The organism is Niallia sp. FSL R7-0648 (genome assembly GCF_038007005.1).
Classification (GTDB): domain Bacteria; phylum Bacillota; class Bacilli; order Bacillales; family Cytobacillaceae; genus Niallia; species Niallia circulans.
Genome location: NZ_JBBOWE010000001.1, coordinates 2,049,210 through 2,070,994, shown reverse-complemented (window position 1 = coordinate 2,070,994; position 21,785 = coordinate 2,049,210). Strand labels below are relative to the sequence as shown.

Annotated in this window: 19 protein-coding genes; 12 read left to right on the top strand and 7 right to left on the bottom strand. The window is 35.7% G+C overall.

Annotated elements, in window-relative coordinates:
- Positions 1-71 precede the first annotated feature (71 nt).
- The 4 genes from NSQ89_RS09900 to NSQ89_RS09885 all read left to right on the top strand — a co-directional run bounded on the left by NSQ89_RS09900 (position 72) and on the right by NSQ89_RS09885 (position 3,267).
- Positions 72-785, top strand: a complete 714-nt coding sequence (locus tag NSQ89_RS09900; protein ID WP_095320129.1) for an ABC transporter ATP-binding protein — start codon at positions 72-74, stop codon at positions 783-785.
- The gene (locus NSQ89_RS09895) at positions 778-1,938 is read left to right on the top strand and encodes an ABC transporter permease (protein ID WP_172866374.1); all 1,161 of its coding nucleotides are present in this window, start codon (positions 778-780) and stop codon (positions 1,936-1,938) included. The genes NSQ89_RS09900 and NSQ89_RS09895 overlap by 8 nt, the downstream gene beginning before the upstream one ends.
- A gap of 51 nt (positions 1,939-1,989) precedes the next feature.
- The gene (locus NSQ89_RS09890; RefSeq protein ID WP_095320127.1) at positions 1,990-2,607 is read left to right on the top strand and encodes an NUDIX hydrolase; all 618 of its coding nucleotides are present in this window, start codon (positions 1,990-1,992) and stop codon (positions 2,605-2,607) included.
- A gap of 93 nt (positions 2,608-2,700) precedes the next feature.
- Complete coding sequence (locus tag NSQ89_RS09885) at positions 2,701-3,267, top strand: nitroreductase family protein (RefSeq protein WP_251687317.1); 567 nt, start codon at positions 2,701-2,703, stop codon at positions 3,265-3,267.
- Positions 3,268-3,308: 41 nt separating this feature from the next.
- Here NSQ89_RS09885 and NSQ89_RS09880 read toward each other — a convergent pair whose 3' ends face one another.
- Positions 3,309-4,373, bottom strand: coding sequence for a DmpA family aminopeptidase (locus NSQ89_RS09880; protein WP_251687315.1), 1,065 nt, complete (start codon positions 4,371-4,373; stop codon positions 3,309-3,311).
- Between the two features lie 158 nt (positions 4,374-4,531).
- Here NSQ89_RS09880 and NSQ89_RS09875 point away from each other — a divergent pair, with 158 nt between their 5' ends.
- The 4 genes from NSQ89_RS09875 (at position 4,532) to NSQ89_RS09860 (ending at position 8,418) form a co-directional block, all read left to right on the top strand.
- Positions 4,532-5,131: a DJ-1/PfpI family protein gene (locus NSQ89_RS09875; RefSeq protein ID WP_144580011.1), complete on the top strand. Its 600-nt coding sequence runs from the start codon at positions 4,532-4,534 to the stop codon at positions 5,129-5,131.
- A gap of 151 nt (positions 5,132-5,282) precedes the next feature.
- Complete coding sequence (locus tag NSQ89_RS09870; protein WP_235850026.1) at positions 5,283-6,113, top strand: DeoR/GlpR family DNA-binding transcription regulator; 831 nt, start codon at positions 5,283-5,285, stop codon at positions 6,111-6,113.
- Positions 6,114-6,140: 27 nt separating this feature from the next.
- Positions 6,141-7,451 (top strand): UDP-N-acetylglucosamine 1-carboxyvinyltransferase, encoded by a 1,311-nt coding sequence (murA, locus tag NSQ89_RS09865; RefSeq protein ID WP_047940657.1) that lies wholly within the window; start codon positions 6,141-6,143, stop codon positions 7,449-7,451.
- Between the two features lie 304 nt (positions 7,452-7,755).
- On the top strand, positions 7,756-8,418 hold the full coding sequence (locus NSQ89_RS09860; RefSeq protein ID WP_095257263.1) for a DUF975 family protein: 663 nt from the start codon (positions 7,756-7,758) through the stop codon (positions 8,416-8,418).
- A gap of 422 nt (positions 8,419-8,840) precedes the next feature.
- On the opposite strand, the gene NSQ89_RS09855 is transcribed toward NSQ89_RS09860, so the two are convergent.
- Positions 8,841-9,731, bottom strand: coding sequence for a sulfite exporter TauE/SafE family protein (locus NSQ89_RS09855; RefSeq protein ID WP_082138235.1), 891 nt, complete (start codon positions 9,729-9,731; stop codon positions 8,841-8,843).
- Between the two features lie 113 nt (positions 9,732-9,844).
- Here NSQ89_RS09855 and NSQ89_RS09850 point away from each other — a divergent pair, with 113 nt between their 5' ends.
- Positions 9,845-10,732: a LysR family transcriptional regulator gene (locus tag NSQ89_RS09850; protein ID WP_341132561.1), complete on the top strand. Its 888-nt coding sequence runs from the start codon at positions 9,845-9,847 to the stop codon at positions 10,730-10,732.
- A 225-nt stretch (positions 10,733-10,957) separates the two neighbouring features.
- Here NSQ89_RS09850 and NSQ89_RS09845 read toward each other — a convergent pair whose 3' ends face one another.
- Complete coding sequence (locus NSQ89_RS09845; protein WP_341132560.1) at positions 10,958-13,156, bottom strand: alpha-galactosidase; 2,199 nt, start codon at positions 13,154-13,156, stop codon at positions 10,958-10,960.
- Positions 13,157-13,229: 73 nt separating this feature from the next.
- Complete coding sequence (locus NSQ89_RS09840) at positions 13,230-15,176, bottom strand: sucrose-specific PTS transporter subunit IIBC (RefSeq protein ID WP_341132559.1); 1,947 nt, start codon at positions 15,174-15,176, stop codon at positions 13,230-13,232.
- 221 nt (positions 15,177-15,397) lie between these two features.
- Here NSQ89_RS09840 and NSQ89_RS09835 point away from each other — a divergent pair, with 221 nt between their 5' ends.
- Both NSQ89_RS09835 and NSQ89_RS09830 read left to right on the top strand, forming a co-directional pair.
- A complete protein-coding gene (locus NSQ89_RS09835; protein WP_341132558.1) occupies positions 15,398-16,879 on the top strand; it encodes a sucrose-6-phosphate hydrolase in 1,482 nt (493 codons plus the stop codon).
- A gap of 6 nt (positions 16,880-16,885) precedes the next feature.
- Positions 16,886-17,863, top strand: coding sequence for a LacI family DNA-binding transcriptional regulator (locus NSQ89_RS09830; protein WP_047940663.1), 978 nt, complete (start codon positions 16,886-16,888; stop codon positions 17,861-17,863).
- A gap of 72 nt (positions 17,864-17,935) precedes the next feature.
- Here NSQ89_RS09830 and NSQ89_RS09825 read toward each other — a convergent pair whose 3' ends face one another.
- The 3 genes from NSQ89_RS09825 to NSQ89_RS09815 form a co-directional block, all read right to left on the bottom strand.
- The gene (locus NSQ89_RS09825) at positions 17,936-18,832 is read right to left on the bottom strand and encodes an NAD(P)/FAD-dependent oxidoreductase (RefSeq protein ID WP_047940664.1); all 897 of its coding nucleotides are present in this window, start codon (positions 18,830-18,832) and stop codon (positions 17,936-17,938) included.
- 89 nt (positions 18,833-18,921) lie between these two features.
- On the bottom strand, positions 18,922-19,338 hold the full coding sequence (locus NSQ89_RS09820; RefSeq protein WP_341132557.1) for an RrF2 family transcriptional regulator: 417 nt from the start codon (positions 19,336-19,338) through the stop codon (positions 18,922-18,924).
- A gap of 123 nt (positions 19,339-19,461) precedes the next feature.
- A complete protein-coding gene (locus tag NSQ89_RS09815) occupies positions 19,462-20,718 on the bottom strand; it encodes a polysaccharide deacetylase family protein (RefSeq protein WP_341132556.1) in 1,257 nt (418 codons plus the stop codon).
- 187 nt (positions 20,719-20,905) lie between these two features.
- On the opposite strand from NSQ89_RS09815, the gene NSQ89_RS09810 reads away from it, so the two are divergent.
- Positions 20,906-21,772 carry a permease gene (locus NSQ89_RS09810; RefSeq protein WP_047940666.1) on the top strand — a complete coding sequence of 289 codons (867 nt, stop codon included), beginning with the start codon at positions 20,906-20,908 and terminating at the stop codon, positions 21,770-21,772.
- Positions 21,773-21,785: the final 13 nt, after the last annotated feature.

Below are 21,785 nucleotides of genomic sequence, written 5' to 3'. Positions count from 1 at the left end.
TTTTTCTAATTTAGAAACTTTCTTACAGATTTGTCCGTATGAAAGAAGAATGAGATGGGGAGGGTGTGTAAATGTCTCTTTTAGAGGTAGAGATTCAATCAGCTGGATACGAGCAAAAGAAAGAAATTATTAGAGAAATTAATTTTACTATTGAAAAAGGAGAATTAGTTGGTTTAATTGGGCCAAATGGTGCTGGCAAAAGTACGACAATCAAAAGTTTATTAGGTTTAATCGAACATTTAGAAGGAACGGTTTCCTACATAGATGGGATAACTTATTCCTATTTACCAGAACGACCGATTTTCTATGATGAATTAACATTATGGGAACACCTAGATTTTGTTGCAGCAGTAGAGGGGCTAGAAGAAAAAGAATATAAGCAAAAGGCTAATGAGTTACTAAATATGTACAAGTTAGCGGAACACGCGCATGAAAACCCAACTAAATATTCAAAGGGAATGCAGCAGAAAGCGATGCTTATACTTGCGATGATTACAAATCCATCCTTATATATTATTGATGAACCGTTTATGGGACTTGACCCCAATGCCATGAAGCTTTTTCTCGGATCGATGGAAATAGAGCAAAACCGTGGTGCTGGCATATTAATGTCTACTCATGTATTAGATACAGCAGAAAAGATTTGTGATCGATTTCTTATGATCCATAATGGTCAGCTAGTGGCAAAAGGAACATTAGAGGAGATAAGGGAGCAATGTCAGTTACCTGATGGCTCTTTGTATGATTGTTTTCATTTGTTAGCAGAGGATCATGGTAATGAATAGTAGAAAGTTGTTTTTTTCACGTTTAATTAGCAATTGGCACTATCAATGGAAAGTACTTCGATCGATTGCTGATTGGACGGTAATTGTATATATCTTAGTCCCTCTAGGTGTTTTCTGTGGTGTTATCTATCGTTCTTGGTGGCTGGAGATACCTGTCTGGATACATAAGATCCCTTTTATTGTTCCTTTTTTCTGCCTTTACTTTCTGGCATGGATTGGCAATATTCGAACCCTTATTGTGGAAGCTGATAAAGTATTTTTAGTCAAACAGCTTCATTTGATTGGAAGGTTAAAAGCGCTGAGCTATTTCTATTCTCTGTTCTTTCAAACAATGGTGCTGGCAGCAGGCTTCTTATGCCTTCTACCATTTTTACTCCATTATTATTTGTTAAATTGGTCAGAAATCCTTGTCTTATTTGTCTATTTCACTGCTTTACAATCTTGCTTCATGTTATGGAAGTACCATATCCGAAAAATAGGTTCTATATGGGCAAAAAGCTTGCTGGTGGTTTTCTTGTTTCTTGTATTGAATTGGTTTAGTCAATGGATTTATCATATAGTGGATATGGGAATGACTATTCCAGTATATGCACTATCACTAATTATTCTCTTGTTGTCGATCTTCTTTAGTTTGACAGCTTTACGAAAGATCGCGTCCATTGATCTCCATATTGAATTAGAGCAAGAGCGTAAAACTAGCATGGTTCAGGCTATCTATTTAGCGGCTCCTGAAATAGAAAAACCGGTCATTATGAGAAGAAAGAAACCGCGTATTTTCAAAAACTCTAAACGGATCTTTCAAAAACGCACACCAATTAATGGCTTTATCGAATTATTTATTAAGATTGTTATACGTAATTCCAGTTATTTATATGGGTATTTGATGTTAATTAATAGTACTACAGGCGCCATGATTATAGTACCGCCGCTATGGTTAAAGATTCTTATTTTTGCAGGGTTTTCTATTATCATGCATGGGTGGCTTACTACCCTATGGAATAAAGTGTGCCACTACCATCCGTTGATGAAAAAATATATGGAAAGTGATGCTTATTATTCAGCAAGGAAAAAAGCTGTAAGCGGTATGCTAAGCCTTGCGTTAGTGCTGGTACTTTTTTTAACTTGTGTATTTGGGTTTGTTATTGGAAGGTAAGTCTATGCAATTTTAAGGTGTTTCAGTTTATTAAAAAAAGGAGGTCATTAGATGGAACCGAAATGGTTACAATGGGCGAAACAACTTCAAGCAATCGCCCAAGCCGGATTAACCTATTCAAAGGATACTTATGATTTGGAAAGATTTGAAGATATCAGGAAGATCAGTTTAGAAATTATGTCGGAATATACCAAGGTGGATACAACATGTATTCGTGATCTTTTTGCAAATGAAACAGGGTATGCTACACCGAAAGTAGATATTAGGGCAGTAGTTTTTCAAGATAATAAAATACTAATGGTGAAAGAGAAGACAGATAACTCCTGGGCCTTGCCAGGAGGCTGGGGCGATATTGGCTTAACTCCAGCTGAAGTTGCAGTAAAAGAAGTACAAGAAGAATCAGGATTTGAGGTGAAAGCTGTAAAATTAATTGCGGTTATGGATAAGAAATGCCACCCGCATCCTCCATCTCCATACCATGTATATAAAATGTTCATTCAGTGCGAGATTGTAGGAGGAGAGGCGCAGGAAGGAGTAGAAACTAGCTCTGTCGGTTTCTTTGCAAAAGATGATCTTCCGCCTTTATCCATTCCAAGAAATACTGAATCACAAATATTACTAGCCTTTAAACATATGGCTAATCCGTTGGAGCCTGTTTATTTTGATTGATTCTTTCTATTCTTTAGAATCAATTAGTTGAATTGTTATTTTTTTATCATTAAAATGGAATAGAAATGAAATAACTTTTGAGGGTGGATACTTATGAAGGAAAATGAAATACATACATTTCGTCAAGCAGACCACGAGATTGATCCTATTTTTTTAAATCGTTGGTCACCCCGTTCTTTTTTAGATAAAGAAGTTTCTGAAGAAGTCTTAATGCGCCTATTTGAGGCGGCTCGCTGGGCGCCTTCTGCAAATAATTTGCAGCCATGGCGTTTTATTGTTGCTCGAACAGCAGAGGAACGATCATTATTCCATTCTTTTATTTTTGAAAGAAATTTAGAGTGGTGTAAAAATGCACCGATATTAGCAGTGCTTATTTCGGATAAACAAAATGGGATGAATGCCTTTGACAGCGGAACTGCATGGGGATTCTTATCCTTGCAGGCTATAAAAGAAGGTTTAAAAACACATGCTATTGGTGGATTTGATAAAGCAAAAGCTCGTGAAGTATTAAACATCCCAGAAGAATTTGATATTCAAGTAACTATTGCCATTGGTTATCAAGGGGAAAAAGAAGCGTTGCCGGAAGATTTTCAAGCAAGAGAAATTCCGTCTAGCCGCCGTCCGTTAGAGGAATCGATTTTGCAAGGTAAATATAAATAAGGAAAACAGACGCTTTGTATCATACAGGCGTCTGTTTTTTTCTAAAGTAAATGAATGTTGTATTCTCTTAATAAATCTTTAAGGGCTGGCCGTTCATTCCCATCTCGACCAATTACATGGGTTGCGGTTATCAAGGAATTTAGCACTGCTTCCTCTGTAGCTTCTCCAACAGCTCTAAATGCAACATCGATATCCTCTTCATGAATGGCTGAGATGGGGACGCTGGAATAAGGATTTTCGTGTGGTATTTTTGTTGCTGTAGAAAAACCAATGACTACTTCACCACTTCCAGTTGTGATAATCGAACCTGTTCGTGATAATCCTGTTACTGCGCGCTTAATTATTCGATTTAATTGTCTTTCCGAAACGGGAAGATCAGTAGCTACGATGATGATAACAGAGCCCTTGTCCTTATCTTTATTTGTCTGTGTAAGCTGTTTTTTGAGCTGTTGTCCAATTGGATTCCCCGCTATCACTAGATCACTCAGAGTACCAAAGTTGGTCAGTGCCAGTACTCCTATTGTATAGCTACCATGCTCCATATGTATTATGCGGGAAGAGGTTCCAATTCCACCTTTTAAAGAATAGCATAGCATGCCGCGGCCAGCACCAACTGATCCTTCATCAAATTCCGCAGAAGCATTAGCGATTGCCCCGAAAACATGGTCTTTCGTAATCTTTCTTGCTCTCACATCATTAAGAAACATATCGTTACACTCACACACAATGGGATTAACAGTACCTGTTGTTCTACCAATATCCTCGTTATGTTCTAGCATATATTCAATTAATGCATCAGCTGTCACACCGATACTTAATGTATTGGTTAAAAGAATAGGTGTTTCAATCGTTCCTAATTCTGTTATTTGCATTAAACCCATTGTTTTGCCAAACCCATTAATTACATGGCTTGCAGCGATTACCTTTTCTTTAAATATATTGCCTTGGTGGGGGATTATTGCGGTAACACCAGTCTGAGTGTCTTTATTATTTAATGTAGCATTGCCAACTGTGACACCTTCTACATCTGAAATGGCGTTTCTTTTACCTGTTTCTAATTTTCCAATTATTATTCCATAATCTCGCAGCCTCTTTTGTCCATTCACTTTAAATAACCGCCTCTCCTTTTTATCCTTTTATTTTTTCAAAAATCAGTCAGTTAATCAAGTTTAAGATAATTTATCTCTCTATGATGAAATTCTTAAGTATAATAATAATAAGTAACTAGCTAGCTAGAATATAGCTTTAACGAAGGAGAGATGAAATGCAAACCGACCAATGGAAAATAGGGATATTTCTATTTAATGATGTGGAGGTATTAGATTTTGCTGGCCCGTTTGAAGTGTTTTCTGTTACAACAAGAGAGGATGGGTCTAAACCGTTTATAGTGCAGACTATTTCGGAAACGGGACAAATGATTCGAGCGAGAAATGGATTAAAGGTATATCCGGATTATAGTTTCCAAACGATGCCCAAGTTCGATCTTTTAATCATCCCAGGGGGACTAGGTGCAAGAGAACGAGAAGTACATAATAAAACGGTGATTAATTGGATTAAGGAACAAATGGGAGAGGTTCAATGGATGGCTTCTGTTTGTACGGGAGCGTTATTGCTTGCTGAAGCAGGGCTGCTTGATGGATTGAACGCGACAACACATTGGGCGAGCCTTACTAGGCTTGAGGAGGAATACCCACAAGTCAACGTGGTAAAGAAGGTGAAGTTTGTCGATGAAGGGCGCATTATTACATCAGGTGGAATCTCGGCAGGCATTAATATGTCCTTTCATCTTGTCAAACGTTTAGCAGGTGTGAAAATAGCGAAAGAAACAGCAAAAAGAATGGAATATGATGTGGAGCTTTCATAAAAACTGCTGTGCTTACACTGTAGTTTTTTATGAAACGAAAAATAAAGAAATTAGGAAAAGATTAATAATGGAACATATGTTCCGATACGGTAAAAAAGGCATAATACGGAATAAAACGGAAGAAAAATGAAAAAATATTTGACAAAAGTTAATGAAACGGAATAAGATGAATTTAGATTTTGATGGGAAAGGGAACAGTATGCTAGCGGAGGAAAGAAGAAAATTAATTTTAGAGATAATTTCAAGAGATGGGAAAGTTATTGCTAAAGATTTAGCAAGTAAATTTGAGATGTCTCTTGATTCCATTAGAAGAGACTTAACAATTATGGAAGAACAAGGAGTGCTGCAAAAAACATATGGTGGCGCCATTCTTTCTGAAGCAATACCTAAAGTAAGAACAATGCCGCAGCCATCAGCTATTCGATATGGAACGGCTGCCCCGCATGAAAATGCTATCTCCAAATTAGCAGCCTCTTATATTAAAGAAAATGATACTGTTTTTATTGGAGGAGCAGGTATACATTATGGAATGGTAAAATATTTGCCAACTGATTTCCCTTATACAATCGTTACAAATTCATTGAAAATTGCCGATCTTGTTAGAATGAAAGAAAATATAGCTTCTTATTTAATCGGAGGGAAATTAAGAGGATCTTCATCAAGTAGTATAATTGATTGTATTGCAATGGAAATGATGCGCAAATTTTCCTTGGATATTTGTTTTTTAACTGGAGGAGGAATTAATGCTAAAGGTATAAGTACCTCTACTCCTGAAGCAGCTGCATTTGCTCAGACAGTTGCCAGCGTTGCACAAAAAGTGGTCTGTTTAGCACCGCATGAAAAAATTGGTCATGAAATGTTTATGCAATCCGTACCAATCGAAGGAATTGATATCCTTCTCACAGATGTTGGTGCACCACAAAAAACGATTGATGAAATGAAAAAGAAACAACTAAAAATAAAATTTGCTGATTTACGTTGATTAGATAGATTGGAATAGGAGATTAAAATGAGATGGATGAATATAGAAGGACCTTCTAAACTGGAAGGATCCTTATCAGTACCTGGTTCGAAAAATAGTTCTTTGGCAATTCTAGCTGCTGCATGCTTAGCTAGTGAGCCTGTAACATTAAAGAACATCCCAAACATTGCTGATTTTAAAGTACTTCGTCAAATCGGAGAAGAAATAGGATGTATCATGGAGCGAGATAGCCGCGGGGATGTTTATATTGACCCTACTAAAATAGATAACCCGATAATTGAACCTGAAAAGTCAAGGAAGTTTAGAACAGCTTATTATTTTATTGGAGCATTACTTGCTAAATTCGGAAAAGTATCTCTTGGTTATCCAGGCGGGGATGATTTTGTAAGCAGACCCATTGATCAGCATATTAAGGCATTCGAGAAAATGGGGGCAACTTTTACATTTTATGAAGATTATTATGTGGTGGAGGCTCAAAAATTAAAAGGAGCAACTATCTATTTTGATACGATTACATCTGGTGCGACTATTAATAGCATGATAGCAGCAGTATTAGCTGAGGGAGAAACGATTTTATTAAATGCTGCCAGAGATCCTGAAGTAACAGATACTGCATTGTTTTTAAATAAAATGGGTGCGAGAATTATAGGTGCTGGTACGGATACAATCAAAATTAAAGGTGTTAAAAACTTGAATGGATGCAGCTATACCGTAATTCCCGACAGGCTAATTGCTGGAGCTTTTCTTATTTCATCAGGGATTACAGGTGGAACGATCACTGTAAACGATATTATCCCAGAACATCTTACATCTTGTCTCACGAAACTGGAAGAAATCGGTGTCGGTTTGGAAATAAAAGAAAATAATATTACGTCATTTCTAGATGGTAGATTAAAAGCGTCGAGGGTAAGAACTGCTATGTTTCCAGGATTTCCAACGGATTTGCAGCAGCCATTAACCGTTTTGTTAACACAAGCACAAGGGAAAAGTATACTTCGAGAAACAGTTTATCCGAACCGATTTAATCATGTATACCAATTAAACAAAATGGGTGCAGCTATTGAAGTATCAAATGGGATTGCCCATATTAAAGGAAAGTCTGCTTTACACGGGGCATTAGTTCATGCTTCAGATGTCCGTGCAGGTATTTGTCTAATGTTAGCTGGAGTAGTTGCAGAAGGGACGACAACAATTACGGGAATTGAACATATTGAAAGAGGATATGATGAGGCAGTAGCGGCTTTTAACAGCCTTGGGGCGAAAGTCTCTTTACATCATTCAGATGAAATTACAAATGATCTATTAATGATGCAAGAATTTGAAAAAATAATGAGATAATAGATTTCTTCCTATTTTGATAGATAAATAGGAAGAATTAACTGACCAAAAAACCAAAGGGGTCTTTGTATAGACATCTTTGGTTTTTTATGAATGATTTAGCCTGTATATTTCAATCTGCAGCATCAAGGCACTTAATTCTTTTTAAAATATGAAAACAGTAGAAACTTTTCTATGGGATATTCGTATAGATAGGGGGAAATAAGAAATTTAGAAATTTTATTTCACCATATTTATCACTTAATTCTTTCTATTACAAAAAAAGTTATAATTAGAAAGATAGTCTATTAAAGGAGGATATATATTGAAAATTTCAGCAATTAAGCGTGAAGCAAGAGAATATTTGAAAGGAGAATGGGGGAAGGCAGTTGGACTCACATTCCTATATTTTATTTTAAGTGCAGGTGTTAATCTGTCGATTGAAATATACGCGAGCGGCGGATTTATGAATTGGATTTATCAAGATTATGCACCCCCGCAGGCGACGATACTAAATACTATTATTAGCCTTCTATTAATTCCTTTATCTATATCGATTGTATGGTTTTATCTTGACATTGTAAGAGAAAAAACCACAGAGATTTCTCAAGTTTTCACCATATATACAGACGTAAAAACAATGCTTAAACTAATTGGAACGTCTATTATGATTGGTATTTTTACTTTTTTATGGTCCTTATTATTATTAATTCCTGGTATTATTAAAGCACTAGCATATTCACAAACTTTTATGCTTTTAAAAGATCATCCAGAGTATTCAGTTTTCGAAGCAATTACGGAAAGCAGACGAAGAATGAAAGGCTATAAAGGAAAGTACTTTTTATTAAATTTAAGCTTTATAGGATGGGGCATTTTATGTTTATTCACATTAGGAATCGGTTTTCTATGGTTGGCACCATATATATATACATCTAATGCCACATTTTATCAGAATTTGATTGCTGACAATGAGAAAGAAACCATTTAATTTTTTTATAGACCAGAAAACACCATTCAACCTTGTGTTTTCTGGTTTTTTGATGGAAGCTGAATTTAATTTTTGAAGTTTTCTTCAATGAAAAATTATATTGAGCATATAAAAAACTAATAATAATTTTAAAATTATTAAGCAATTAAATTCAAGTGTCCATAAAGATACGATACAGTTAGTTAACAATAGATTGTGATAGATAATGATAAGGAATTTTTTTATTTTGTCTCACTATCTAGAGTATACTTTGTAATGAGATATGATTTGCTGAATTTTTAATTGCTGTGTATAATATATATTATGTAAACTAGAATAAAAAGTCATTATAACCTCCAATTCTATTCTTTAGTTTTATAAAAAATTGCTGAAATTTTTAATCCACTATTTCTTTTCAACTATTACCAATTATGCTAATACAACTAAATTATTTTAACGATCATTTGCAGCATCAATGCACTTATAATAACCACCAAAAGAGTTTTTGCTGCTTTTTGAGAAACTTTAGGCAATACGAGTAATCCAATCTGTGATCCAATAATAGAACCAACTGCCATACAAATGGCATAATACCAATTAATAAAACCGTTCTGATAATAAATAATAAATCCTCCTGTACAGCTGCCAAGAATAATAACTCTTGTCATTTGCACAGCTTTTATATAGGTGAAATTACTTTTTAAATAAAATAAAATACTAAATGTGGCGGATCCTGGTCCAAATCCCCCATCATATGCTGCAATAAGGAAAGGGATGTATAATCTTTTCTTTGTTGTTTTTTGTTGTTTTTGCTTTTTATCTTGTTGTATAGTAGCAGTCCATTGTTTATTTTTTATTGTTACTATTAAGGCAAAACAAAGTAATGCAAACGCAATGATATTCATCGTTTCTTCCTGTATATTTGTAGTTACTAGTGCTCCCCCTATTCCACCTAAAACAGCGATTAGGATAGTAATTAATAGAAAGTGGACACTTAGCTGTTTGTTTCTTATTAAATAGAAAACACTAGAAAGTGCCGCAATTCCTGAGGAAAACTTATTAGTAGCAATACTTGTTTGAATGGGAATACCTGTTAACATCATACCAGGAACGGTAATTAAGCCACCCCCTCCTGCTAATGTTCCAATAAAGGAAGCTCCTAGACCAATTAACATTAATGTGAATAGTTGATAATTCCCCTCTCTTCTTCCTAAAAATGCTGTTGCTAGTCCGATTGATACTAGCATGATTAGAATAATACAGAAAAAGATTTTTTGTCGTGTTATTTGTTTCTGTTGTAGTTTGCTTTCTTCTTTGATCATCGGTAAGTTCATGATTATAGGCTCCTTTTTACCATTTCTAATAAAAAGGTTATATAATTATAATAGATAAGTCTAATATATATTTCTTAAGGATGTATAAATATTATTTATAGGAGTGAAGATTAGTGAACCTTCATGCTCTTCGTATATTTATCACTGTTGCCTCTGCAAAAAGTGTTACAGATGCAGCAAGAGTTCTTTCTATTAGTCAGCCTGCTGTAACTATGCAAATCCGAAATTTAGAAAAAGAAACAGGATTGACATTAATTGAGTCTGCGGGAAGAGGAATTAAATTAACAAAGGAAGGAGAATTTTTATATAAGCAAGGGGAACGTTTATTTGATTTAGAAAGAGATATTGAGGGGAAAATAAACCAACTGAAAGCTGGAATACTAGATAATATCAAAATAGCATCCACATATTTACCGGCTAATTTTTTATTACCTTCTCTATTAGCAAAATTGAAAATAGATAATCCTTTACTCCTTATAGAGTTATATAGTGGTAACTCAAACGAAGCGATTGAGAAATTACTCCGCTATAAAGTAGATTTAGCTCTTGTTGTAAAAGAACGGTGGGAGCAACCAGAATTGCATCTCACACACATAATGGATGTTGATTTTTGGTTCATCGTTCCGCGAAAGCATAAATTTGCTGGCAAAGAAGTTTCGTTTTCGCAGTTGGTTCAAGAGCCATTTTTAGTAAGAGAAAACGGAAGCTCAACAAGAGACATGTTATATTCTTTGTGTAAAATTCATGGTGTGAACCACCCTCCTGTTGGATTGCAATTTCACGGCTTAAACGAATCTATTCATTCAGTTATTGCTGGTTATGGAGTCATGTTAGCTCCTTCACTTGCAGTTAAGGAACATGTGCTTCGTAAGGAAGTAGGTGTGGTTAAGGTGAAAGGTGTTGAAATTAAACGGCCAATATACCTTTGTAGACGCAATGAAAACGTAGAGCTTTCCCCTCTCGTCAATCAATTACTGCATGCACTAAACAATATGGATTAAACGAACTAATATTGGCGTTTTTAGATGTTTGATGAGGTTAAGTATTTTAGCTTTCGCTTGAATACGTTTGCTTTCCAAGGAACGAGTGGTGAGATTCCTCTTATTAATCTCATCATTGGAATCTCACCAGCCCCGCTAATTCCTTAGGAATCTAGATAGAAATATCATTAATAGAAAATTAGTGGTTATTTGATATTTTAATCCTTATTTATCCCCCCTCTCTATTCATGTCTTCTTAGTTTGCGGTTCTACTTTCTCAAAGTGATAAATCAATGTTTTGTAATCTTCCTTCACGCGTGGAATGGTCACTCCTGCATAGTTAAGCTCACTGCCTGAATATAGTCTTCCGGTTGCTAAATCCTTATAGATTGCAAGATTTTCCAGATAATAAACAGGGAGATAGTTAACTGGCACAGCAGGCCGTGCTATCCCGTTAAAATAAATAATCATCGCTTCTTTTTCATTTTTAAACATCCAAGCACTTTCGAAATATTCTCCTGGCGCTTTCAATCGATAAAATTTTCCGAACTGAAAAAGCTTTCTCTGTTGTTTATAAAAAGATATTTGGTTTTCTATTTCTCGTAGTTCCTCTTCCACTGCTTCTGTTAAATCTAACTCGTATCCAAGATTGCCACTCATTGCAACCCTTCCCCTTGTTTCTAGTGAAGTGATCCTTCCCACCTGATGGTTAGGCACGGTAGAAACATGTGCTCCCATCATAATCGGAGGATAAAGCAAACTATATCCATATTGAATTTTTGTCCTGCATAACGCATCTGTATTATCGCTTGTCCAAGTCTGGGCCATATAATGCATCATTCCAGGGTCAAATCTGCCCCCTCCGCTTGAGCAATTTTCAAATAGTACATTCGGAAATTGCTTTACTAATGTATCGAGGATTCGATATAAACCTAGTATATATCGATGACTAATCTCCCCCTGCTGATCTTTAGGAAAAGCGGTACTGCCAATATCGGTTAAATGTCGGTTCATATCCCATTTAATATAATCGATTTTGCCTGTTATTAAATATTTCGATAATACATTTATTAAAAACTCTTGTACTTCTGGATTAGATAAATCTAGGACTAACTGTCTTCTTCCTTCTATGGGCTTATATCCATGGGTATGGATAACCCAATCAGGGTGCGCTTTAAATAGCTCACTATTTGGGGAAATCATTTCTGGTTCGAACCATAAACCGAACTTCATTCCTTTATTTTTCACCGTCTCGGCTAAACCAGCTATCCCGTTTGGCAGTTTATCTTTATTCTCCATCCAATCACCAAGGGAGGAGGTATCGTCATTTCGTTTTCCAAACCAGCCATCATCTAATACAAACATTTCTATGCCTATTTGTGCTGCAGCCTCCGCTAATTTCTCACTTTTTTCTTCTGAGATATCAAAATAATTAGCTTCCCACGTATTTAATACAATTGGCCGCTCTTGATTTCGAAATGACTTAGGGCAAAGATACTGTTGATAAAGTGTATGGAAAGTATGACTCATCTCATTTAACCCATGATTAGAATAAACCATCACAGCTTCTGGGGTATCAAAGCTGCCCCCAGGTGAAAGCTTCCATGAAAAACCTTCCGTATTTATGCCAAGTTGTACACGTGCTGAACCATATTGTTCTACTTCGACTTGTGCTTGGAAATTCCCGCTATAAATGAGATGAAATGCACGTACTTCTCCGCTGAATTCATCTGTATTTGGATTTAAAAGTGCTAAAAACGGTTGATGCTGTGGACTGCTTACACCACGAGTACTTTCTATTTTTTGAATTCCATTTTGCAATTTCCTTCTACTTATGTTTGCTTCATTTGTATGAGATCCGTAAAGAGTTAATAAATCAAAAGTAGCTGCCGCGATATCTACTTGAAGACTTCCGGCATTATCAAGGAATACATCTTGTTGCCCGTGATTAAGAAAAGCCACATGTCTTGTTATAACCGGCAGTTGTTCATAAAGATGATAGTAAAGCTTCATTTCCAGCTGCTGAATATCATCATATAAAGTAATAATTAATGTCGTAACAGTAGTATCCTCTCCTTCTAATGTAGGTAAACCTTTCAGTGGCTGTTTCCCGGATAGGATATCAAATTTCTTAAAAATAAAATCAGTGCGTGTTTGATTGGTATGCGAACGTATTGTATAATTCGCGATTCGATGATCACCGCTTTGTTGTGTACTTGTTTCCAGAGGTAGTGCGTTTAAGCTAAACACTCTCTCTTCAGGAAACGGATTAGTGGCAAAGCCGCGATCTATCATTTGAAGCTGAGTGCTTCCATTAAAACTTTCTAGTCTTCTTCCCCAATATCGATGGCAGACATATTTATCTTTTTCTATGGAGAGGACATAACTTATTTGCTTGTTTTGTAAATGAAGTGTCTTGACATCCTTTTCAAGAAATATAGGCAATGAAGTACCTCCTTGCATATGTTTTTCTATCTATACTAGTCTATTTCACTCATTAAATATTAAGGGACGAACATTATTTGCTTTCTGATTGTATTAAGGTTAAAGCTTTATCTCCTACCTTAATATCTGAATCCTTAATACTATTAATCTCTAAATATTCAAAAGAATTTGTGACAATCATCATCACGGTAGAATCAAACCCTGCTTCTTTGATTTTCGCCATATCAAATTCTCCTAGCAAGTCTCCTTTTTTCAACTTTTGACCTTGCTTTATATAGGTTTTAAACCCATCCCCTGCCATTTTTACTGTATCTATCCCGATATGCAGAAGAATTTCTGCACCTTTCTCTGATTGAATTCCATATGCATGGTTAGAATTACTAGTAACTGTCACAACTCCATCGATTGGAGCATAAATTTTTCCAAAACGCGGAATAATGGCAATTCCTTTTCCCATTGTACCAGAAGCGAAAACAGGATCATTTACACTCGTTAAATCAACCGCTTTCCCCTCAACTGGTGCCGTAATCTCTTCACTAAATGCTCTTTTTCTATTAATCGTAGTATCTGTTTCAGATGTTTCAGTACCTTGAGAATTAGAAGATGGAACATTCAATTTTTTTCGTCCATAAAGCATTGTAGCTGCAAAAGCGAGCACAAAACTAATAACAACTCCAATCATAAACATGGGAATTGCTTTTGGGCTGATAGCGATAAAGCCAATTATTCCTGCAGGACCTAAAGATACATTACGCACTCCAGTGAATCCCATAAATGCTGCTCCTATACCTGCTGCAACAAGGCCGATAAAAAACGGGAATTTAAGTTTTAAATTAACCCCAAATAATGCTGGCTCTGTTATTCCTAACATTGCTGAGAAAGAAGCTGAGGACGCTAATCCCTTTTGCTTTTGTTTTTTTGATAAGAAGAAGATCGCTAAACATGCTGCTCCTTGTGCTACGTTAGCAGCTGATGCGATTGGAAATAGAAAGCTTCCTCCTGTTTTTGCAATATCCGCTAGCAATTGTGTCTCTATTGCTGGGAAGGATTGATGCAATCCTGTTAATACAACTGCAGAATATCCCAATCCAAATAAACCATAACCAACTCCACCAAGTGTATTAATTAACCAGAGTAATCCATCTGTTAATTGATTGGAAACACCTCGTAATAATGGCCCAACAAATGCAAATGTGACAAAACCAGTAATAATTACGGAAAACAATGGTGTGAATGTAAAATCAACTGCATTGTTTAAATGCTTATGGAAGAACTTTTCAAGTGTTGCCAAAATCCAAGCTACTCCAATCACGGGTAATACTTGGCCTTGATAGCCGGCTTGAGCGATATGTAAGCCGAATACATCCCAATGTGGCATCTGCCCTGTAGCAACAGCTTCTGCTACCCCATAGCCATTTACCAGTTCAGGCATAACAAGCATCATCCCTGCTGCTGCTCCTAGATAAGGATTTCCGCCAAAACGTTTTGTTGCAGAAAAACCAATTAAAATTGGTAAGAAGGCAAATGGTGCAGAGGCCATTAAGTTGACGATTTCTGCAAAACCTTTAATACCGGGGACCATTTCAACAATAGATTTTGGCCCGAATAAACCTTCTCCTGTTAAGACATTATTTAAGGCCATTAGCAGCCCGCCTGCAACTAAAGCTGGAATTAGCGGAACGAAGATATCGGATAAGAGCTTTACTAATTTCATGACAGGATTCGTTTCCTTTTGTGCCGTTACTTCTTTTAAATCAGCTTTTGTTGCTTCACCAATGCCTGTGATGGTGATTAATTCTTTATACACTTCATTTACGTCACCAGGACCAACGATAATTTGGAATTGACCATTCGCTTCAAATGTTCCTTTTAAATCTGGATCATCATCTAAAGCTGTTTGGTCAATCTTTTTTGTTTCTTTTACAACAAGTCTTAATCTAGTTGCACAGTGTGTAGCAGCAATTAAGTTATCTTCACCCAACGCTTTGGCTACACGTTCAGCTACTTCTCTGTGTTTCATGTGAATTCCCCTTTCTATTAAATCGCTTTCAAAACCTTTTGCACGATTAATTTAACATCGTTTTTATTTTATGTCAAACGTTTATCATAAAAATTAATTTGATTTAAATAATTATAATAAATGTAGTTAAATTAAACAGGAAAACGTTTGACATATTTTTGAGAACGTTTTAAAATGCCCTTAAGTACACTTATGAACTACAATGAAGGAGTTTTAATTACATGACAGATATTGTTAACAATTGGACACGAGATCTTAGATATAAACCCTATTCAGAATGGGACATTGACTATAAGAACGCTTTAAGTAAATCAGTGGAAAACTCCAAGTGGCGTACTGGGTATCATATTGAGCCCAAAACCGGTTTGTTAAATGATCCAAATGGCTTCTCATTCTTTAATGGGAAATGGCAGCTCTTTTTTCAGTACTATCCTTTCGGAGCTGTACATGGTTTAAAAAGCTGGTATCACTTAGAAAGCAAGGATTTAATACACTGGGAAGAAAATGGGATTGCCCTACAATCTGACAGTAATTATGATTCACATGGGGTTTATTCAGGTTCAGCTTATCCCATTGATGAAGACAAGCTCTTCCTTTTTTACACTGGAAATGTTAGGGACAAAGATTGGAATCGATACAGCTTCCAAAATGGGGCTTTTATGTATAAAGACGGAACCATTCATAAATTTCCTAAACCATTGATTAACCAGCCAAATGAAACAACAGATCATTTTAGAGATCCGCAAATTTTTTGTTATCAAGATCAATTGTATATGATTATTGGTGCTCAAAAACAATCAGATAAAAAAGGGGCTATCTTTCTCTACAAAGCATTAGAAAATGATATTAAAAATTGGACATTGGTTAGTGAATTAGCATTTTCTAATCAAGAACTTGGCTTTATGATTGAATGTCCGAATCTTATTTTTATTGAGGAGGTACCTGTTCTCTTATTCTGTCCACAAGGAATATCTAAAAGAATTCAATCATATGAAAATATTTATCCGAATATGTATACCGTTGGAGAAGCGTTTGACCCGGTTAAGGCGGCAATCACTAAGACAACAAATTTGCAAAATCTAGATGAAGGCTTCGATGTCTATGCAACACAAGCATTTAATGCTCCTGATGGCAGGGCCCTTGCGATTAGTTGGATTGGATTACCGGAAATTAATTATCCGACAGATAAAGAAGGTTATCAAGGTTTATTAAGTTTAGTGAAGGAACTTACATTACAGGATGGGAAGCTAAAACAATATCCAGTTAAAGAAACAATTAAATTGCGTGAAATAGAGAATTCATTTTATGAGTCATTTGACGCGAAGACCAATCGATTTGAACTTGAAGTAAGCGTACCCGCAAATGAAATTGTGAAAATATTGCTCTTTTCAAATGTAGATAAAACCCGTTATTTAGCCTTTACACTCGATTCGGTAAATGGTAAAGTTTCTGTAGACAGAGAATATGCTGGCCAACGTTTTGCGCAAGAATATGGTTTCCAGCGAGAAGCATATGTTTCGAAGAATACAGAAATTAAAGTAAATATATTTGCTGATACCTCCGTTTTTGAGTGCTTTGTAAATGAAGGAGAACGAGTTATTACAGGGCGTGTTTTTCCAGATGAATCACAAACATTTATTTACCTGCATTCTAAACGTAATCTCAGCGGTACAATATGGAGACTAAATAATCAGAAGAGGTAAATTAAAATGGTTGCAAAATTAACCGATGTAGCCAAATTAGCTGGGGTGAGTCCTACGACGGTCAGCCGTGTTATTAATAAAAAAGGCTATCTATCAGAAAAAACAATTGCTAAGGTTCATGAAGCAATGAGAGAGCTTCATTACCAACCAAATAATCTTGCTCGCAGTTTGCAGGGGAAGTCCACAAAGCTAGTTGGATTAATTTTTCCTGCTTTGAATAATGTCTTCTATGCAGAATTGATTGATCATTTAGAACGAGAACTTTTCCGTGCAGGGTATAAAACAATCCAATGTAATAGCGAACATAATTCGGATAAAGAACGGGAGTACATTCAAATGCTCCAAGCAAATCAAGTAGAAGGAATCATTGCAGGTGCACATAATTTAAACCATGATGATTACACGAATATCAAGGCCCCTATTATAAGCTTTGACCGTTTCCTTGCACCTAATATTCCCATTGTAAGCAGTGATAACTATCAGGGCGGTGTTTTAGCGACACGCTCCTTGCTCAACCATGGTATCCAAAAAATAATCATGTTAACTGGAAGCAATGATGTTAAATCACCAACCTATTTACGGACAAAGGGCTATATAGATGAAATGAACAATGCTGGTTTACAACCAAGAATATTTTCCATAAACGGAAGTTTTACTCCCTTGAGAAAATCGGTGGAGATAGCTAAAATTCTTAAAACAGAGCAGCCAGAGGGAATCTTTTGTTCAGATGATATGAAAGCACTTTTAGTTATAAATGAAGCGGAAAAACTTGGTTTAACATCACCACAAGATTTTAAACTAGTCGGATATGATGGAACTTCCTTTATAGAGGATTATTTCCCTAAACTAACTACGGTGAAGCAGCCTCTCGGAGAATTGGCTAAGCTTTGTGTAGAGCTTCTTATTCAAAAAATAGACGGAGTAAATGATCAGGAAGACCGTTATGAAATCCCCGTAAAACTAATTAGCGGGCAAACAAGTTGATTTTCGCCTTGTTTGCCCGTTTGTTTTCTCATGTTTATGAATGTCTTGCTAAAACAAGTATTTATTTCTTAATTAAAAGCCCTCATTAATTAAGTCAGCTATTACTCCTGAAGCAGCTTTGCTTCCCTGGCTTGCAGCGTTTATCAACTGTGGTGGTGTTAATAGAGTATTATCTCCACTTGCGTATACTCCTTCTATATTTGTCCGCCCAAGAGCATCGGTTTCCACTCCACCCATCTTATTTAATATACATCCAAGTGATTCAGCAAAGGGAACGGCTTGTTGAAGTTCGGCTGTGACAAAACCACCTTCTCTATCGATCTCTTCCCCATTTTTAAAGATAATCTTTTGCAATTGTCCGTTATCGCCTTGCAGTCTGTCTATCTCATGTGCGATTACTTTAATATTTTTGTTATTTAGCGTGTCAAGTTGCTCATTCGTAAGTATCTTCTTGCCGTTTGTACAAACGATAATGTTTCTACTCCAATTAAAAAGCAATTTGGTTAAATGAAAAGTATGATCATTTTCTGCCAATACTGCTAAAGCTCGATCTTTAAGTTCCCAACCATCACAAAAAGGACAACTAAATATGCTTTTTCCATAAAAATGATGCAAGCCAGCAATATCGGGCAGAATATCAATCAGTCCAGTAGATAATATAATTTTCTTTGCCTGATAAGATTCATTTTGATCGGTAAAAATGGTGAAGTGTTTATTTACCTTTTTAATGTCTGTTACTCGCTGGCTTTTAAAGGATACATCGGGATATTTTTTTAATTCTTCTTTCCCAATTTGTTTAAATTGGGAAGGCTTAATACCGTCTCTTGTTATGAAGCCATGTGATTCTTGGGTAACGGAATTTCGAGGTTTATCGTCGTCGAATACGATCGTCTTCATTCGTGCTCTTCCAAGAACAAGTGAGGCATTTAAACCGGCGGGTCCTCCACCTATAACAATACAATCTAACAATGCTTATTCCTCCTTTTAATAACATATATTAAAGACTCTTAATATCCGTAATTAGACTAAAAATAAAGATGAGTTATCACCTTTATTTTTTACTTAGCATTATGTTCAATTTGATTAGCAATATCGCGTATATATTTTTGGCTTAAATGTTCACGCATCTTTGTTTCAGCCTCTAACATGACATTTTCAATTAAGCACTCGCCATTTTTTCTATTATCATGCTCTAATGAACAGCTAAACAAAGATGTGTTTCCCTCAATAGCCGTAATTACATCTAAAAAGGAAATTTCCTCGGCACGTTTTATAATACGATAACCACCATTAACACCTGGTGTTGATTCAATTAAGCCAGCTTTAACAAGTTTAGTTAAGATTTTCGATAGATATGTTGGAGATAAATCTTGGATTTTAGCTAATTGATCTACCCCTACAGCTTTCCCTTGTGATGCAAGTGTCAAATATACCATAGTGTGTAATGCATAATTCGTTGCTCTTGAATACTTCATAATACTACCTCTTTACGGATATATTAAAGATCTTTAATGTCTATAATTGATTATATAGAAAGAGAGAGAAGAAAACAAGTTTTAAAGGGAATTTCCTTTTATTAAGGAGAACTCCCTTCCTATTTACTGGTATGCCTCTATCCCTAGTAATTCATCGAGACCGACTATTTCAAAGTCTCTTTCCTGAATAGTTTCAATTATTTTTGGTAATGCCTTTGCAGTTTCTGTTTTTTCTGAATCTGAATGCATTAAAATAATATCGCCGTTTCGCAAATGATTGGTGACATTTCTAATAATATTCTCTGCCTCCATTTGTGACCAATCAAGTGTATCGATGGACCAAATGATAATAGAATATCCTTTTAGTTCGGCGTTTTTCATTAGCGTTTCATTTGTTTCTCCATATGGTGGGCGAATCATTGCAGGTTCTTTTCCAATAATTGATTGAAGAGCATTGCCTGCCCGTGTTATTTCCTCTAATTGTTGGTTCTTATCTAAACCAGATAAGTCAACATGATGATAGCTATGGCTCAAAACTAAATTCCCGTTTTTATAAGCATTTCTTACAACTTGCGGATGTTTTTCTGCTTCACTGCCGATAAAGAAAAAATTCCCTTTCACTTTATATTGCTGTAATATTTCAATGATTTTTGGGGTAATGATATCATCAGGACCATCATCAAAGGTTAAAGAAACTTTCTTTTCATTCCGCCCATTGATGTATACATTCGCATTATTATCTTGGAATTTCACAATCTCCCTCCTCCAGTTTTGCATCGTTTCCCATTGTTTATTGGTAAGTTGATTAGATTCGCCTTGGATAGTTAAGGCATATTTCTCTTGTATCCCTCTAACTTTGTGATAGATAGATAAATGGTCTATTCTGTTGGTTTTATTTAAAATTATAAACTTAAGCTGAACATCTTCACTAAGGTTATAGACAATTATTTGTTCACCGTTCCCTACTCTAATTTCTGCTGGTTCCCCTATTTTCTTTTTTAAATCCGATAGAGATAATCTATTTAATCGCTTTTTATTGGAACGAATATCATAAATATCGCCTTTTGCAGTATATCCAAATACGGTATCCTTATCCTTATAGATGGCATAGTACCCTTCTCCTACTTGATCTGTTTGATCCGGCTCCCCCCATTGGCTAATTACTTGTTCGATGGTACTTGTAAAGATATTAAAGGAACTTGTATCCGTCATGCCTCTATTTGCTGCTTCTACTAGAACAGTTATATAGTCAGCAGTTTGCTGCCTATTCTTTTGTTCTGGATTTATATGACTCTGCTTAAGATTTTCTGATTCTTTTTGTAACGGAGCACTACAGGCTACGATGAAAACACATTGTGATAGTGCGACAAAAAAAAGCAAAAGCTTTCTCTTCAGCTTCGTTCACTTCCTTTCTGCTTTCCTACTATTTAATGTAAAGGTTCGTGTATTCGTTTGCAATAATTAATAATTAATAGTAGTGATTCTCCCTTATTCTCATCTGATTTTAATAAATCTTCTTTATAATGATGACTTTCTGATTTTTACCAAAAAAGTAGGTGTTTAAAAAATGAATATGGAAACCTTATTACAGTTAAATACGATCTTTATCAGTATTATCATTGAGGCATTGCCCTTTATTCTAATTGGGGTTCTTATTTCGGGTATTATCGAAATTTTTGTCTCAGAAGAACTTATTGCAAAAATGATGCCGAAAAATCCAATCCTGGCCATTTTATTTGCTTCTTTAGTTGGAAGCATTATTCCTGCATGCGAATGTGGAATTATTCCTATTACAAGGCGGTTAATTTTAAAAGGTGTACCGGTTCCTGCCAGTATCGCCTTTATGCTTACCGGACCAATTATTAACCCAGTAGTTATGTTCTCGACGTATATTGCTTTCGGGAATAGCTGGAGAATGGTAATTCTTCGTTCTGTATTGGCGCTTGTTTGTTCTATTCTTATTGGACTTGCTCTGCATAAATCAGTAAAGCAATCGCCGCTGAAAAGTCATGTGATTGAACACGTGCACATTCACTCTTTTAAAGACCGAATCGAAGCTATGTTCAAGCATTCGATCGATGAATTTTTCTCTGTTGGAAAATACTTAGTTATTGGCTCGTTTATTGCTGCAGCAGTACAAACTTTAGTTAAGACTTCTACCCTTGTTTCAATAGGAAACGGTCAGGCTTCCTCTCATCTTGTTATGATGGGACTTGCGTACATATTAAGTCTTTGTTCCCAAGCAGATGCATTTGTTGCAGCGAGCTTTAGAAACAGCTTTTCTGAAGGATCTATTCTTGCTTTCCTTGTGTTTGGTCCTATGTTGGATATCAAAAATACATTGATGATGCTAAGCACATTTAAAGCTAAGTTTGTCATTCTATTAACTGGTCTAATTACAGTTTGCGTGTTTCTCGTAACAATTTTTCTATAAAGAGGTGAAAAAA

Coding starts and splice junctions, on each gene's coding strand:
- NSQ89_RS09820 (WP_341132557.1), bottom strand. CDS start 19,338: ATGAAGTATTCAAGAGCAACGAATTATGCATTACACACTATGGTATAT.
- murA (WP_047940657.1), top strand. CDS start 6,141: ATGAGATGGATGAATATAGAAGGACCTTCTAAACTGGAAGGATCCTTA.
- NSQ89_RS09855 (WP_082138235.1), bottom strand. CDS start 9,731: ATGAACTTACCGATGATCAAAGAAGAAAGCAAACTACAACAGAAACAA.
- NSQ89_RS09885 (WP_251687317.1), top strand. CDS start 2,701: ATGAAGGAAAATGAAATACATACATTTCGTCAAGCAGACCACGAGATT.
- NSQ89_RS09835 (WP_341132558.1), top strand. CDS start 15,398: ATGACAGATATTGTTAACAATTGGACACGAGATCTTAGATATAAACCC.
- NSQ89_RS09890 (WP_095320127.1), top strand. CDS start 1,990: ATGGAACCGAAATGGTTACAATGGGCGAAACAACTTCAAGCAATCGCC.
- NSQ89_RS09900 (WP_095320129.1), top strand. CDS start 72: ATGTCTCTTTTAGAGGTAGAGATTCAATCAGCTGGATACGAGCAAAAG.
- NSQ89_RS09875 (WP_144580011.1), top strand. CDS start 4,532: ATGCAAACCGACCAATGGAAAATAGGGATATTTCTATTTAATGATGTG.
- NSQ89_RS09830 (WP_047940663.1), top strand. CDS start 16,886: ATGGTTGCAAAATTAACCGATGTAGCCAAATTAGCTGGGGTGAGTCCT.
- NSQ89_RS09840 (WP_341132559.1), bottom strand. CDS start 15,176: ATGAAACACAGAGAAGTAGCTGAACGTGTAGCCAAAGCGTTGGGTGAA.
- NSQ89_RS09810 (WP_047940666.1), top strand. CDS start 20,906: ATGAATATGGAAACCTTATTACAGTTAAATACGATCTTTATCAGTATT.
- NSQ89_RS09870 (WP_235850026.1), top strand. CDS start 5,283: ATGAAACGGAATAAGATGAATTTAGATTTTGATGGGAAAGGGAACAGT.
- NSQ89_RS09895 (WP_172866374.1), top strand. CDS start 778: ATGAATAGTAGAAAGTTGTTTTTTTCACGTTTAATTAGCAATTGGCAC.